Here is a 14,026-nt window from a genome sequence, read left to right as displayed (position 1 = left end):
TCACCCGTTGAGCGCCTGAGCCGTTCGACGTACTGGCGCAGCGCCGAGGGTAGGAGCGTGCCGGGCCGGGCAGAAGGTCAAGAACTCGACAACTTGGGGTGGACCTGCGCCCACCCGAGCAGCGCCGCCAAACCCGCCACCCCGAACACAACCGCGAGGCCGACAACCCCTGCCGCCGCCCCAGCCAGCGGCGACGCCACCGTCTGACCGATCGCGAGCCCGGCGAACGACCACGTCACCCCACGAGCGGGCCGTTCAGGCCACACCTCGGTCGCCCAGAGGATGCACAAGCCGGTCAGCGCCATGTAGGACGCCCCGAACAGCACACTGGACACCAGCGCGACGCCGACGCCAAGACCAGGCAGCGCCAGCGAACCGATCCCCAGGAACGCCAACGCCCACGCCGCCAGGGTGGCCCGCCGCACCCCGTACCGCTGCGCCGCCCGACCAGCCATGCCCCCCAGCAACCCCGCCGCGCCGATGCTGAACCAGCACCACGTCACCACACCCGAACCGAGCCCGGCCTCCGACAGCCGCGTACTGGAGAAAGTCCAATAAGGAGCGCTCGTCACCCCGATGAGCACCGAGTTCGCCATCAACACCCAAGCCCCACCAGTAGTTCCCCCGCCGCCACCCACCGCCGAACCCGACGGCATGACCCGCCAGACCACCAAAGTCACCACGACCCCCAGAACCGCGAACCCGCCCCACGTCACCCTCCAGTCCACGACGAGCAGGGGCGTGAACGCGGACGCCGCCAACCCGAAACCCGTGCCCGTGTTCGCCCAGGTCTGCGCGCGCGTCCCGTCAGCCCCCTGCACGGCCTGAGCCAGAACCCCAGCCACACCAGGCGAAACGAGCCCTGCCCCGACGCCTGCGAGCACGATGCCCGCACCGAACACGACCACCCCCGGTGCGACCGCCATGACGCCTAGCCCCGCGGTCGCCGATGCTCCCGCGACCACCACAGCCCCACGCGGCGACAGCACGGGAGCGGCCAACAACCCGAGCCCGTACCCCGCCGTGGACAAGCCGCCCAACACCCCGACAGCGGCGGGTGCGAGCCCGAACGCCTCCCCGAACCGGGGCGCGAACAGCCCGTAGGCGTAGCGCGCGAACCCGTAGCAGAGGGCGATGACCGCGGCCCCCGCCGCGGCGAGGGACCACCACCGAACTCCCGTCGTCGACACCATGCGGCAAAACCATACAGACAGGTCTGTCTAGTTGCTGGCTTTGCTACGATCAGCGCAGGTCAAACCCAGACTGATCGGTAGGGCGGATGCGGAAGAACGACGCGCGGACCAGGGTCTTGGCGGCGGCGTCGAGGCTGTTCTACAGGGACGGCATCCACGCGGTCGGCGTCGACGCGGTGGCCGCCGAGGCCGGTGTGGCCAAGGCGTCGCTCTACGGCAACTTCGGCTCGAAGAACCAGCTGGTCGTGGCCTACCTGCGCGACCGGGACCAGCGCTGGCAGGAGCGCGTCGACGCCATCACCGCCGCCCACACCGCCCCGCGCGACCGCGTCCTGGCCCTCTTCGACGCCTACGCCGACTGGATCACCGGCGACGGCTACCGCGGCTGCGCGTTCCTCAACGCGGCCGCCGAGTTCCCCGACCCGGCGGACCCCGTCCGCGAGGTCGTCCGCCACCACAAGGCCGCTCTGCGCAGCTACCTCGGCGCGCAGCTGCGCGAGACCCCGGACCGCGCGGACGAGGTGGTGCTCCTGCTCGAAGGGTCCGCCGCGGCGGCCGTGGTGGCCCAGGACCCGCAGCCGTTCCACATCGCCAGGCGCTTGGCCGAGTCCCTGCTCGCCTGATCGAGGCAGCGACGCCTCCGGTGGGGACGGCACGACCGCCGCCCCCACCCGAGACGCGCTAGCCGGTCGTGATGGTGATGGTGTTGCCGGGCTTGGCCAGCAGGTGGTCCACCACCGGCCGGAACGCGCCGCACCCGGTGAACGCGCCGACGTCGAAGGTCCCCGTCAGCGTTCCACCAGCTTGCACCGTGAACGCCTCCGCGGCGCTGAGCGCGATCGTGGTCGTACTGGTGCACGGCGTCTTCTCACCCACGACCCGCACGCCCAGCACCGACAACTCCGACACCTGGACCGTCGCCTGCGTGCTCAACCCCGAGGCGAGCGTGCCCGTGATCGGCCCCGGCACCACCCGCACCCGCGCGGCAGCGGGGATGATCCCGAGCAAGCGCAGGCTGGCGGTGCCGGTCGCGGGCAACGCCAAGCTCCCGGTGACGGCCTTGTCCGCGGTCTCGGTCAACGCCAAGGTGCCCGCCCCCAGGTCCACGTCCGCACCCGCCAACCGCGCCTGCCCGGACACCCCGTGCTCGGCGCTCGTCGGCGCGGGCAGGACGTCCACCCGGTGCCACGTCTCCAGGATCGGGGTGACCATGCACCAGAACCCCACCGTCCCGACCGACGTCGGCGTCCCGTCGGCCTTGAGCGGGGTGATCCCCGACCCCACCCCACCCGGGGTCACCAGCATCGGGTTCCCCGCTCCGGGAGAGGCGAACACCATCGGCGGGAACTGCCCGGAAGCGCTGAGCGACACCGAATCCGCACCGATGGGCGCGGTGCCGGTCACCTCCACGTCCACGAACTCCCGCACGCGGTCCCCGCCGAGGTACACCCGGACCGACGCCGAACCCGACAGCGTCGTCGCCCCCTCGGCGATCAGCGCCTCCTGGAGCCCCGGCGCGGTAGCCCACCGCAGCGACACCGACCCACGGGCCCGCCAGGGAACCGGTTCGGTCGGCACCCCCGCCACCGCGGTGGTCGGCACGTCCATCTCCACCGACACCCCAGGTCCCCCGCCGACCTTCGGGTAACCGGGCACCTCAGCGGAACACTGCCCAGCATTGGGCGTTCGCGTGATCCGCACGACCTCGGCAGAAGCCGTGCCCCCACCCATCAACACCGCTGACCCAACAGCGATCCCAGCCGCGGCCATGGCCGCGACCAACTTCCGAGCCCCCATGCCAGCACCCTCTCGTCGTCGAGCAGTGCCCCAAGACGTACCACGCACCCACGACACCCCCCAGGGTCTTCTTTCCCTTGGCACGAAAGTGCTGTCGCGCCGACAAAAGCTCATCGCCGCCGGCAGCGCTCCCGCTCAGGTTCGGCGAACGCGCGGGAACGCATTCACGCCGCGCGTTCGCGGGCCAGGGCACCCGCAAGCGCGCGCGTGCGCTCCTGGACCTCCAGCGGCAGGCTTTCGTTCGCAGTCAGCACAACCTCGGTCGCCCCCGCGTCCGCGTACTCGGCCAACCCGCGCGCCACGGTCTCCTCGTCCCCGATCAACGCCAGGTCGACCGGGTTCTCCACCCCGCTCAACCCCAGCACGCGCTGGTAAGAGGGGAACTGAGTGTAGAACGCCAACCCCTCCGCCACCCTCTCCCGGATCGCCGGGTCAGTGGTCACCGCGGCGGGCACCAACGTCACCACCCGCGGGGCGGGCTTGTCCCCCGCCGCCTTCACCAGCGCCGGGACGATGTCGTTCGCCAGCGCCTTCGGGCCCGCCAGGTAGGTGACCGTGCCATCCGCCAACTCGCCGGTCGCCCGCAGCGCCCGTGGCGCCATCGCGGCCACGAGCAACGGCGTCCGGGTGGCCCCCGCGACCTGCGTGGGCAGGATCGAATGGGCCGTGTACAACTCCCCGTCGTGGTCGACCGGCTCCCCCCGCAGCAGCGGTGCCAACACCTCCAGGAACTCCCGGAGCCGAGCCGCCGGGCGCTCCCACGGCAACCCGAACACCCCCTCCACCAGCGGCGGCGCCCCCAACGCCACCGCCAGGTGGAACCGCCCCGGCGCCGCCGCCTGCGCGGTCTGCGCCTGACTGGCCACCAACAGCGGGTGCCGCGCGAACACGGGCACCGCCGACACCCCCACGTCGATGCCCGCCACCCGCGACCCGATCAACCCCGCCAACCCCACCGCGTCGTAGTCCAACCGCTGCCCGAGCCACACCGAGTCCACCCCCACCTCAGCCGCGGCGGCGGCACGGGCAACCGTGGAGTCGACGACGTTCTCGCCCTCAGCACCCGTCAGGGTGATCCCATAGCGCATGCACCCCATCGTGGCCGCCCCCGACCGCGAGGTCGCCCCCACGCCCACCCGTCCCACAGGCTGAAACACCCAGCGACCGACACCAGACCCGGAACGCCCGCAATCCCACCTTGACAACGAAAAGCCCTCGGCAACCCATTGCACGGTTCCCCGCTGAGCTTGTCGGGTGAAATAGCCGCCGCCTCGCACGCGGCACAGGGACAAGCGCATCCCGAGGCCGGCACCCTGTGGAGGCACTGCTGGTGGCGGCGCCGCAGCACCCCGGGCTCCGCACGCCACCCACCCACACGCAGCGACCCTGCCGAGGAGCACCGCATGACGCACGCCCGCATTCGGACCACAGCCGTCAGAGCCCTGATCGGGGCAGGCGTCATGGTGGCCGCGACAGCCACGCCCGCGTCAGCGGCGGTCGACTACCAGGCCATCCAACTGGTGAACTCCACCTTGTGCATCCAGGTCCCCGGCAACTCGACCGCGGACCGGATCCAGTTGGCCACCGCGTCGTGCGGCACCACGGCCTCCCAGGGGTGGACCTTCACGGTCGACTCCTCCGGCAGCTGGGGCGAACTGCGCAACAAGCTCACCGGCAAGTGCATGGACATCCGCGCCGCTTCCAAGGACTACGACGGCGTGGTCCAGCAGTACACCTGCTCCGGCAGGGACAACCAGAAGTTCCGGTTCGAGAACACCGGCAACGTGCTGATCCGCAACAAGAACAGCAACATGTGCGTCTCCGCCTTCGACAACGCCAAACCGGTCGCGCTCACCCAGTGGGGCTGCCCCATCAACTACCCGTACGAGGTGTGGCAGTTGATCCCTTGACGGGGTGTGGTCCCCGGCCCGGAGGACCACAGCCCGTCAGGCGGGCACGCCCGTGAGCGCGGAGAACCGCTCCCCCACGGCCTCCAACGCCGCCGCGCGCGCCTCCTCCGACATGCGCGCGGGCGCGAACGTGACCACCGGTTCCAGCGGCCGCAGCCCCAGGAACGCCATGACCCCGCGGTGCAGGTGGTAGAGGAAGCCGTCGAGCGAGCCGAAGCCGTCTTCGCTGAACCAGGCCTGGTCGCCGCCGGTGGTCAGCAGGAGCACGGCGTCCTTGCCCGCGGTGGCGGCCTCGTCGGCCACCCCGTGGTCGCCGCCGAAGACACCGCCCATCATCAGGACGCGGTCGAGCCAGCCCTTGAGCACGGCGGGGACGGAGAACCACCACAGCGGGAAGGAGAAGACCAGCAGGTCGGCCGCGAGGACCCGGTCGAGGTGGTCGCGGACCAGCGGGTCCACCGTCCCCTCGGCGAGGGCCCGCACCTGCTCGGCCTGCGGTTTGAACGGCGACGCCGGGTCGGGGAACTCGCCGGGGCCCAGCACCGGGGCCCAGTCGAGCGCGTACAGGTCGAGGAGGTCCACCCGGTACCCCGCCGCGCGCAGGCCGTCGGCGGCGGCGCGGGCCTGGGCGGAGCTGAACGAGGCCTGCTCCGGGTGGGCGTGGACGATCAACGCGGTGCGTCCGGTCTGCATGGCACCGATCGTATCGACAAAATGCGATTTGTCGATACCGCTCTCACACCTGCTTGCCGAGTGCCTCCGCCACCGACGTCAGCCGCTCCTCCACCCGCTGGTAGTACGTCCACTTCCCCACCCGGCTCGCGCGCACGAGCCCGGCCCGCTCCAGCGTGCTCAGGTACGCCGACACGGTCGACTGCGCCAGCCCCGCCTTGGCCTGGATCTCGTTGACGCACACCCCCAGCTCCGCGTCGGCGTTGGACACCCAGTCGGGGAAGTGCTCGTCGGGGTCGCGCAGCCAGCCGAGGATCCGCAGCCGGGCCGGGTTGCCCAGCGCCTTGAACACCTCGACCAGGTCGTCGGGATCAGCGGCCACGGCGCACACCTCCTCCACGCGCAGGACCGGCACCCAGCCGGGACAGCACCCCCACGATATCCGCCCCGCCGCCGAGGCAGCCGGTGCCGTGGTCGAGCTGCCGGACACCCAGCCGCGTCACCACCCGCCCACCACCGCCTCCACCCCGGCCGCGAGGGCGACCCGGTGGTCCGGCCACATCCGGTCCACCACCCCGTCGAGGGCGTCCAGCGGCACCCAGGACGCCGGGAGGCCGCCGTCGAGGGGTGCGCGGCGGGGAAGGTGGACGGCCACGGTGTAGACCACGGTCCAGGCGTTGAGGGTGTGCGGGGACGACACCGGGCGGATCTCGCGGACGACCCGGGTGCGGGCGCCGTCCGGGACGAGGGCGCCGGTTTCCTCGGCCAGCTCGCGCACCGCGGTGGCGGTGATCCCCGCCGCGGTCACCGGCCGGTACCCGACCGTCCAGTCCGCCGGCGTCAACCCGGAGTCGGCGGGTGCGGCGTACCCGCCGGGCAGGGCCGGGATCGTGCCGTCGTGCGGGGTGTCCCGCTCGATCAGCGCCACGTGCCCCTCCGCCACGGCCACGGCGTCGACCACGACCTGCTCCCCCCACCGCCAGGACGGGCCCAACCCGGTGCACAACCCGATCCGCGGGTCGGCCAGCAGCTGCCGGTGGCGCGGGTTGACCGGGCGCCCGTGCTGGTCGACCGGCCACCCCCGCGACCGCGCCCACGCGGTCACCCCGGGGTGCGCCCGGCCGATCCCGTCCGCCCGGGTGGGCACCGCGGCGTCGAGGTGGTCGGTGGGGGCGTCCTCGCGGTTGCGGTGGTCGGCCCAGTCGTGGCCGGGGGCGACGAACACGACGCCGTCCCCGAGCTCGGGCAGCCCGCGCGGGCCGGTGGTCAGCCGGGGCGGGAGGTCGGCGGTGCGCATGGGGGCGACGTTGGCGGCGATCGCGTCGAGCTCGACGCCGCTGTATGGGGCCCCGGCGTGGCCTTGGCCGTGGCAGGCGATCATCAACGTGGTCATGACGATCACTGTGGCAACCAGGGTGACCTGCGAGAACCGGGTTCCCGGTGCCGGTGTCGAGAACCCCCGCCGACCAGCGCGGTTCCCGGCGAACCGCAACCCCGCGAACCGCGGAACCCCGGACGACGACCGCTCCTCAGCCCACCTCGATGACGACCTTGCCCGAGGCGTGGCCGCTCTCGACCGCGGCGAGGGCGATCGGGGCATCGGCGAGCGGGTGCACCGCGGTGATCACGGGTTCGAGGACCCCGTCGAGGGCGAGCTGGGCGGACCGCTCCAGGTTCGCGCGGTCGATGCGGCGCTCCACGAAGCGACCGCCCAGGTCGGAGACGGACGCGTCGCCCACGGAGATCACGGTGCGCGGGTCCCGGGCCAGCGGGGCGACCGCCCGCAGCGAGCTGCCCCCGACCAGGTCGACCACCCCGTCGACGCCGTCCGGGACCAGCGCACGCGTCGCCGCGACGACGTCCTCGGCCGTGTAGTCGAGGAACCGCACCCCCAGCGCCTCGGCCTGCTCGCGCTTGGCGGCGCTCCCGGTGCCGATCACCCGCAGCCCCCGCCCGGCGGCCAGCCGGGCGACGGACAGGCCGACCCCGCCCCCGACGCCGTTGACCAGGACCGCGGCACCGGCGGGGAGGTCGAGCTGGTCGAGCGCGTCCACCGCGGTCGTCCCCGCCACGGGCAGGGTTGCCGCCACCACCGCGGACAGCCCCTCCGGGATGCGCGCGGTGTGCGCCGCGGACAGCACCGTCGTCTCGGCGTACGTGCCGCCACCGGTGAGCGCGAAGCCGAAGACCGCGTCCCCCACCTCGATCCCGTCGACGCCCTCACCCAGGGCGAGGACGACCCCGGCCGCCTCCATGCCCAGCACCCGGGGGAACGGGCGGCCCCCGTCGAGCCCCGGCACCGGCCCCGAGCGCAGCACGTGGTCGAGCGGGTTCACCCCGGCCACCAGCACCCGCACCAGCACCTCACCGCGACCGGGCGCCGGGTCGGGCCGGTCGAACACCTCCTGCACCTCGGGGCCGCCGTACCCGCCGAAACCCCACGCCTGACCCATCTCCTGCCGCCTCCCGCGTCATCCGCCCCGCACTTCCCGGGTGACCCGATCCTCACCTCTCACATCGACGTCAGGTGCAATCGGTTGCGGCGCAGGTCACACCCCGCGGCGAACCGGGCGGGGGACGTTCCCGGGCGCCGCTGAGCCGGTCCGCGCCTACGCTGTGCGCAGCACCGGACGCCCGCACGACAGGACCCAGCGATGCCGCACACCGTGGACTTCACCACCGTCTCCACCACCGGCCTGGAGACCTCGCCGGTCGCCCCCGCCCTCGCCGGCCTGCGGGCCAACGAGGCCCGCTACTTCAAGAACAAGCACGACCACACCTTCACCGTCGAACCCGCCGCCGACGCGCAGGCCGTGGTCGACTGGGTCCACAAGATCCTCAAGGACGAGCGAGACATCACCATCGCCTCACCCCCGCTCGAAGCCACCGAGTTCGAGGTCGAGGGCACCAAGTGGGCCTACGTCTTCTACGAGAGCGGCCTGTCCATCAACGTCCTGTACTCCCTCGACCCCACCGGCAAGCGCGCCGTCGGCTTCAAGCTCTCCGACGGCATGGAGGTCCCGGAGGAACTCGGCGCGTTCAAGTTCGCCCGCCAGAAGTCCAAGCTGGCAGGCACCATCCGCGGCTCCTACTTCGTCATCAAGCAGGAGCACTGACCTCCCCACCAAGCTGCGGTGCACGCGCCACTGGGGATCGACCCGGTACGCTCTTTCCATGTCGGCCGATGACCCGAGTAGGGGCACCAAGCGTGAGCAGGCCGCTCCAGCGCTCGTGGACACGCTCTACTGGCTGCTTGCCCAGCGGGTGACCGAGTTCGTCTCTACGCCGCTGAACGGTTCCGCGCACTCCGTGTGCGGAATGGTCCATCCACATGAGACCACCGCGCGGATCTTCGTCTTCGACGGCGATGACCTGGCGACGGCGATCGGGATCGACTTCCCACTGCTGGACGCCGATGGCCAGCAGATCAACCACTTCCGCACCGTATCCATGCTCAGGCGCGTCTTGGCAACGCTCAACGACGACGCGAACATCAGCTGGAGCGTCGACGGCCGCGGGGTTCGCGTGGTCGACGCCCAGGCATTCCTCGGCGGTGCCGACGAGCCCGCCGCCGGGCTTGGCGAAGCGATCTACGGGGCCGTCAGCGGAACTTTCGTCCACTTCGACCCCCAGCCGCCACCAGTGGCGCAGACCCTCCACCCAGTCGGCTTTCTCGCGCAGAGCCCCGAAGTCGTCCGGGTCTACTTCCACGACCCGGCGACGAACGATGTCTGCGGCTACGACGTTCCCATCGCAGGCGAAGGAGGACTCGCCTTGGCAGCAGGGGGTTTCCTCACCGCCCGCATCCGTGAACTCGCCGGCACCGGGGTGCTCCCGTCCCGGGAGGTCGCGCCCGACCCCTACTGCGCCCGCGCCTACTCCGTGCGGTGAACGAGTCAGGCCCTGCGCGCAGCGGTGACCAGCGCGTCCAGCAGCCGCAGGTGATCCTTGTCGATCTGGGCGGGGAACGCAGGCCGTCGCCGCAGCAGGGCGTAGGACAGCTCGTGCCGCGGGTCGACCAACGCCTGTTGCCCACCCGCCCCGCTGTGGCCGAACGCCCCCGCGCCCAGGACCGGGTAGGTCTCCGCCGAGGCGTGGAAGCCGACCGCCCAGGCCTTCGGCTGGCGCAGGACCAGGTCGACCCCCGCGGACTGGACCTGGCCGAAGGCCGCCGCGGTGGTCGGGTCGAGCAGCGGGTCGGCGCCGTCGACCGGTGACGCCACGGCCGAGTACAGCTTGGCCAGGCCGCGGGCGGTGCCGACACCGCCCAGCGAGGCGGGGCCGCGGGAACGGATCACCGGGATGTTCGGCAGCTCCCAGACCTCCCGGTGGTACGGGTGGTGGCGGTTGAAGGCGATGCCGCTGAGGCTGTCGGGAGCGGTCGCGACCTCGGCCAGCTCGCGCAGGCGTTCCGGGGTCGTCGTCATCGGCTGCGCGCTGAGGAAGCGGTGGTCCTGCGCCTCGGGCAGGCCCAGGTGCAGGTCCAGGCCCAGCGGGAGGCGCAGCCGCTCGGTGAAGTGCTCCTGGACGGTGCGGCCGGTCGCGCGGCGCACGACCTCGCCGCTGAGCGCGGCCATCACCAGCGCGTGGTACCCGGTGGCCCGGCCCGGCCGCCAGAAGGGGCGCTGCGTGCCGAGCCGGTCGGCCACGACCCGGTCGTCGGCCAGTTCCTCCACCGCGAACCCGTCCACGGCGCCGACCAGGCCCGCCTGGTGGGCGAGCAGTTCGCGCACCAGCAGGTCCCGCTTGCCCTCGACCCCGAACCGCGGCCAGTAGTGGCTCACCGGCCGGTCCAGGTCCACGACGCCGTCCTGGACCAGCAGGGCCACCACCAGGTGCGCGACCCCCTTGCTCGCGGAGTAGATCCCCATCAGCGACTCGGCGGTCGTGTCCGGCCCCGCCCACAGGTCGACCACCTTCTCCCCGCGGTGGTAGGCCGCGACCTGGACGTCCAGGTCGCCGCCCTCCGCGGCCAGCAGGTCGGCGAACCGCTCGCGCACGGCCTCGAACCCCGGCGCGACCACGCCGTCGATCCCCGCCCTCTCCTCGACGTCCAGCATCGGTCCTCCCTCGTCCCGCGACGGCCGACCCGCCGCGCGACACCGACCATACGCCTTTAGTGACCATTGGTCACATACCCCGGTGGCAGCGGCTCCCACCTGCGCTGCCGCGGCTGTGACCGCCGGCTATCGTCGTGCCATGACCGACGACGCGCCCGGACGACGACGGCCGGGACGTCCCGCGCAGCTCAGCCGGGACCTGATCGTCGAGGCGGTGTCCCAGGCCGACAACGTCGACACGCTCACCATGCGCGAGCTGGCCGCGCGCCTGGACGTCAGCCACGGCGCGCTCTACCGGTGGGTCAAGAACCGCGACGAGCTGTTCGACCTCGTCAGCGAGGTCGTCGTGGACCGCGTCCTGGAGCGCGCCGGGGCCGAGGACCAGCAGCTCCGGCCCTGGCTGACCCGGCTGGCGTGGGCGGTGCACGACGAATTCCTCGCCCTGCCCGGCTACGCCACCCACCTCTCCCGCCCGCACAGGCACAACGCGCACTCCATCGACCGCCTCCGGACGGTGGTCACCACCGGCCTCCGGCGGGCCGACGTCCCCGCCGACCTGGCCGACCACAGTTGGCAGATCTTCATCACCTGCGTCGTCAGCTGGTTGGCGGCGACCGAGAACCCGCTGCACCTGAGCGCGAGCACCCCGAGGTTCGACCTGTTCCTGGACACCCTGGTCCGCGGCCTCCCGGCCCGCGAACCCGGCGCTCCCCGCCCCTGACCAAGCCCGCCCGGCGCACCACCGCGACGTCCACCCGGGCGGCGACCAGGTCCACGCGGGCTGGTCTTCCACTGCCGGTCAGACCCGTCGGGCGTTTCCCGGGGGCCGACGGCAGTCGGTAACACCGTGGTGACAGGATTCGATGTGCAACCTTGTCAGGGCGTGCGGCTCGACTGCGCGACGTGGGGGTTCTCGGAGCGGTTGGGGGGCCGGTGGTGACTGACGTGTCTGCGCGGCACAGGCCCGTGACCGTGCCTGTGGTGCTGGACTACCTGCTCTCCCACCTGGGCTTCTTCGCCGTCCTGCCGGTGTTGCCCGTGCTGCTGGGGCGGTGGGAACCGGCGGGCGGGGCGGTGTTCGTCGGGGCCGCGCTGTTCGCGTTCAACTTCGCCGTCCGCGGCGCGTCGCTGTTCATCAGTTCGCTGCTGCACCGGGCGGACGTGCGGGTGGCGATGGCGTCCGGGCTGCTCATGGCCGCCGCCGGGTTCGCGGTCCTGCCGGTCGCGCCCGGGGCGGTGGGGATCACCGCCGCGCTGCTGGTCGCGGGCGCCGGGATGAGCACCAACGGGCTGATGGCCCGGGTGTACGTCGCCCTCTCGCTGGAGACCGTCGCCCGCAACACCGTGTTCGCCGCCGTGCAGGTCGCGGTCAACGTCTCCGCCGCGCTGGGGCCGATCGCCGCGAACTTCATGCTGGACAACGCGCTCGACACCCCGCTGCTGCTCGCGGTCGCCGGGACGTACGTGCTGGCCGCGGCCGCCGTGCTCGTCCTGCTGCCGCGCGGGGTGCGGCCCGACGACGGCGACGTGCGGCCCCCGCTGCGGCTGGGGCTGCTGCGAGCCGTGGTCGCGGACCCGCACGTGCGCCGGGTCTCCGTGATCACCGCGGCGGGCGGGTTCCTCTACGCCCAGTTCTTCTCCGCGGTCGCCCTCCAGGTCGCCCAGGTCACCGACGACCCCGCCTGGCGGGCCGGGATCTTCACCGCCAACGCCGTGCTCGTCGTGGTCCTCCAGATCCCGGTCACCGCCTACTGCTCGCGCAAGCTCGGGGCGGGCACCCCGCCGGTGCTGTTCCTGCTGGTCGGGGTGGGCACGTTCGCCGCCGCCTTCGCGCTGATGGGGGCCACCGGCGCGGCCGTCGCCGGGATGCTCGCCGCGGTGGCGGTGTTCTCCCTGGCCGAGACGTTCTTCACCCCCATGGTCAACACCGCGTTCAGCGTGATCCCCGGCGACCGCCCGGTGGTCGAGCTGTTCAACCTGCGCCAGGTCGCCGCCACCGCGGGCGAGTCGGTGGGCGCGTTCACCGGCGGCGCCCTGTTCCTGGTCGCCGCCGAGCACGGCTCCCGCCCGGTGTACTGGGGGGCGCTGGCCGTGGTCGGCGCGGTCGTGGTCCTGTTCCACCTCTCCACCCCGGCCCGGGAGGGTTGACCGTGCGCCTGCTGCTCGTCGGGTACAACGACAGCGTCCTCACCGCCCTCGACGACGGCGACACCTCGGTGGTCGTCCTGGAGGAGCGCGACCTGTGGGAGGCCAAGGGGCTGGCCGCCAAAGCCGCCCGGCACCCCTTCGTCGAGGTCGTGTTCGGCCGCTACCAGCAGGATGACCAGTTCCTCGACGTCGTCGCCGGGCTGACCGGCGTCGACGCCGTGGCGCCCGGTCTGGAGTACGCCGTCGCCGCCGCCGCCCGCGCGGCCGAGGCGCTGGGGTTGCCGGGCGCGGGCGCGCGGGCGGCGACCGCCCTGCGCGACAAGCTGACCCTGCGCGAGGTGACCACCGCGGCGGGGATGCCGGGGCCGCGGTTCGCGGAGGTCCGCTCGGCCGCCGACGTCGCCGCGTTCGCCGGGGGCGGGCCGTGCGTGCTCAAGCCGTCGGGCAGGCAGGCCAGCCTGGGGGTGCTGCTGCTCGACGCGGGCGCGGATGTCGAGGCCGCGTGGGCGGCCACGACCGGCGCCGACGAGGGCAACCAGCTCGCCCGGCGCCCGATGTCGTGGCGGTACCTGGTGGAGGAGCGGCTGCGCGGGCCGGAGTTCAGCACCGAGTGCCTGGTGGTGGGCGGCCGGGTGGTGTTCCTCAACGCGACCGCCAAGCGGACCTCGGCGGGCCCGGCCCCGGTCGAGGTGGGCCACGTGGTGCCCGCCGAACCCGCGGACGACTGGCGGGAACCGGTGTCCGACCTGGTGCGCGCGGTCGGTTTCGACACCGGCATCCTGCACGCCGAGTGGGTGCGCACCGCTGAGGGCCCGCGCCTGGTCGAGTGCGCGGGCAGGCCCCCGGGCGACCGGATCGTCGACCTCGTCGACCTGGCCTACCGGACGAACCTGACCCGGCACTGGGTGGACTCCCTGGCCGGGCGGCCCATCGACCCGCCCGCGACGGCCTCGCGCGCCGCCGCCATCGCCTTCATCACCGCCGACCCCGGCACGGTCCTCTCCGTCGACGGGGTGGAGGACGCCACCGCCCTGCCCGGGGTGGAACGGGTCGACGTCCTGCGCAAGGCGGGCGACACCCTGGCCGACCTGCGCTCCTCGTGGGACCGGGTGGGCTCGGCGATCGCCGTCGGGGACACCCCGGCCGAGGCCGACGCCAGGGCGCGCGCGGCCGTCGCCGCCGTGCGCGTCGAGGTCAAGGCCCAGCACTGACCGCTCGGGCGCCCCCCCCCCCCCCCCCCCGCCCC

15 protein-coding genes are annotated in these 14,026 nt (G+C 73.0%); 7 read left to right on the top strand and 8 right to left on the bottom strand.

The window, feature by feature from the left end:
- Positions 1-77: 77 nt before the first annotated feature.
- On the bottom strand, positions 78-1,193 hold the full coding sequence (locus BJP25_RS03740) for a YbfB/YjiJ family MFS transporter (protein WP_075973363.1): 1,116 nt from the start codon (positions 1,191-1,193) through the stop codon (positions 78-80).
- A gap of 86 nt (positions 1,194-1,279) precedes the next feature.
- Here BJP25_RS03740 and BJP25_RS03735 point away from each other — a divergent pair, with 86 nt between their 5' ends.
- Positions 1,280-1,816, top strand: a complete 537-nt coding sequence (locus tag BJP25_RS03735) for a TetR/AcrR family transcriptional regulator (protein ID WP_075973362.1) — start codon at positions 1,280-1,282, stop codon at positions 1,814-1,816.
- Positions 1,817-1,874: 58 nt separating this feature from the next.
- Here BJP25_RS03735 and BJP25_RS03730 read toward each other — a convergent pair whose 3' ends face one another.
- Positions 1,875-2,813, bottom strand: a complete 939-nt coding sequence (locus BJP25_RS03730) for a hypothetical protein (RefSeq protein WP_075973361.1) — start codon at positions 2,811-2,813, stop codon at positions 1,875-1,877.
- A 341-nt stretch (positions 2,814-3,154) separates the two neighbouring features.
- Entirely contained in the window at positions 3,155-4,078 is a 924-nt protein-coding gene (locus tag BJP25_RS03725) for a TIGR03564 family F420-dependent LLM class oxidoreductase (RefSeq protein ID WP_075973460.1), read from the bottom strand.
- A gap of 372 nt (positions 4,079-4,450) precedes the next feature.
- Here BJP25_RS03725 and BJP25_RS03720 point away from each other — a divergent pair, with 372 nt between their 5' ends.
- A complete protein-coding gene (locus tag BJP25_RS03720; protein ID WP_075973360.1) occupies positions 4,451-4,900 on the top strand; it encodes an RICIN domain-containing protein in 450 nt (149 codons plus the stop codon).
- A 36-nt stretch (positions 4,901-4,936) separates the two neighbouring features.
- Here BJP25_RS03720 and BJP25_RS03715 read toward each other — a convergent pair whose 3' ends face one another.
- The 4 genes from BJP25_RS03715 to BJP25_RS03700 form a co-directional block, all read right to left on the bottom strand.
- The gene (locus BJP25_RS03715; protein WP_075973359.1) at positions 4,937-5,593 is read right to left on the bottom strand and encodes an NAD(P)H-dependent oxidoreductase; all 657 of its coding nucleotides are present in this window, start codon (positions 5,591-5,593) and stop codon (positions 4,937-4,939) included.
- Between the two features lie 43 nt (positions 5,594-5,636).
- On the bottom strand, positions 5,637-5,954 hold the full coding sequence (locus BJP25_RS03710) for an ArsR/SmtB family transcription factor (protein WP_233157897.1): 318 nt from the start codon (positions 5,952-5,954) through the stop codon (positions 5,637-5,639).
- A gap of 117 nt (positions 5,955-6,071) precedes the next feature.
- Positions 6,072-6,965 carry an NUDIX hydrolase gene (locus BJP25_RS03705; protein WP_075973458.1) on the bottom strand — a complete coding sequence of 298 codons (894 nt, stop codon included), beginning with the start codon at positions 6,963-6,965 and terminating at the stop codon, positions 6,072-6,074.
- Between the two features lie 136 nt (positions 6,966-7,101).
- The gene (locus BJP25_RS03700) at positions 7,102-8,025 is read right to left on the bottom strand and encodes an NADP-dependent oxidoreductase (RefSeq protein ID WP_143218866.1); all 924 of its coding nucleotides are present in this window, start codon (positions 8,023-8,025) and stop codon (positions 7,102-7,104) included.
- Between the two features lie 201 nt (positions 8,026-8,226).
- Between BJP25_RS03700 and BJP25_RS03695 the strand changes: the two genes are divergently transcribed.
- Together BJP25_RS03695 and BJP25_RS03690 are read left to right on the top strand one after the other, a co-directional pair.
- Positions 8,227-8,688, top strand: a complete 462-nt coding sequence (locus BJP25_RS03695) for a phage tail protein (protein ID WP_075973358.1) — start codon at positions 8,227-8,229, stop codon at positions 8,686-8,688.
- A 58-nt stretch (positions 8,689-8,746) separates the two neighbouring features.
- Complete coding sequence (locus BJP25_RS03690; RefSeq protein ID WP_075973357.1) at positions 8,747-9,463, top strand: hypothetical protein; 717 nt, start codon at positions 8,747-8,749, stop codon at positions 9,461-9,463.
- Positions 9,464-9,468: 5 nt separating this feature from the next.
- On the opposite strand, the gene BJP25_RS03685 is transcribed toward BJP25_RS03690, so the two are convergent.
- Positions 9,469-10,632, bottom strand: coding sequence for a serine hydrolase domain-containing protein (locus BJP25_RS03685; RefSeq protein ID WP_075973356.1), 1,164 nt, complete (start codon positions 10,630-10,632; stop codon positions 9,469-9,471).
- Between the two features lie 139 nt (positions 10,633-10,771).
- Between BJP25_RS03685 and BJP25_RS03680 the strand changes: the two genes are divergently transcribed.
- The 3 genes from BJP25_RS03680 (at position 10,772) to BJP25_RS03670 (ending at position 13,991) form a co-directional block, all read left to right on the top strand.
- A complete protein-coding gene (locus BJP25_RS03680; protein WP_075973355.1) occupies positions 10,772-11,353 on the top strand; it encodes a TetR/AcrR family transcriptional regulator in 582 nt (193 codons plus the stop codon).
- Between the two features lie 245 nt (positions 11,354-11,598).
- Positions 11,599-12,780 (top strand): MFS transporter, encoded by a 1,182-nt coding sequence (locus BJP25_RS03675; protein ID WP_075973354.1) that lies wholly within the window; start codon positions 11,599-11,601, stop codon positions 12,778-12,780.
- A 2-nt stretch (positions 12,781-12,782) separates the two neighbouring features.
- Positions 12,783-13,991, top strand: a complete 1,209-nt coding sequence (locus tag BJP25_RS03670) for an ATP-grasp domain-containing protein (protein ID WP_084793655.1) — start codon at positions 12,783-12,785, stop codon at positions 13,989-13,991.
- The last annotated feature ends 35 nt before the right edge of the window (positions 13,992-14,026 follow it).

Source organism: Actinokineospora bangkokensis (assembly GCF_001940455.1).
GTDB lineage: Bacteria > Actinomycetota > Actinomycetes > Mycobacteriales > Pseudonocardiaceae > Actinokineospora > Actinokineospora bangkokensis.
The sequence above is the reverse complement of the archived record's forward strand: the minus strand, read 5'-3'. Positions and strand labels throughout refer to the sequence as shown.

Coding starts and splice junctions, on each gene's coding strand:
- BJP25_RS03735 (WP_075973362.1), top strand. CDS start 1,280: ATGCGGAAGAACGACGCGCGGACCAGGGTCTTGGCGGCGGCGTCGAGG.
- BJP25_RS03740 (WP_075973363.1), bottom strand. CDS start 1,193: ATGGTGTCGACGACGGGAGTTCGGTGGTGGTCCCTCGCCGCGGCGGGG.
- BJP25_RS03705 (WP_075973458.1), bottom strand. CDS start 6,965: ATGACCACGTTGATGATCGCCTGCCACGGCCAAGGCCACGCCGGGGCC.
- BJP25_RS03695 (WP_075973358.1), top strand. CDS start 8,227: ATGCCGCACACCGTGGACTTCACCACCGTCTCCACCACCGGCCTGGAG.
- BJP25_RS03700 (WP_143218866.1), bottom strand. CDS start 8,025: ATGGGTCAGGCGTGGGGTTTCGGCGGGTACGGCGGCCCCGAGGTGCAG.
- BJP25_RS03720 (WP_075973360.1), top strand. CDS start 4,451: ATGGTGGCCGCGACAGCCACGCCCGCGTCAGCGGCGGTCGACTACCAG.
- BJP25_RS03715 (WP_075973359.1), bottom strand. CDS start 5,593: ATGCAGACCGGACGCACCGCGTTGATCGTCCACGCCCACCCGGAGCAG.
- BJP25_RS03725 (WP_075973460.1), bottom strand. CDS start 4,078: ATGCGCTATGGGATCACCCTGACGGGTGCTGAGGGCGAGAACGTCGTC.
- BJP25_RS03680 (WP_075973355.1), top strand. CDS start 10,772: ATGACCGACGACGCGCCCGGACGACGACGGCCGGGACGTCCCGCGCAG.
- BJP25_RS03685 (WP_075973356.1), bottom strand. CDS start 10,632: ATGCTGGACGTCGAGGAGAGGGCGGGGATCGACGGCGTGGTCGCGCCG.
- BJP25_RS03690 (WP_075973357.1), top strand. CDS start 8,747: ATGTCGGCCGATGACCCGAGTAGGGGCACCAAGCGTGAGCAGGCCGCT.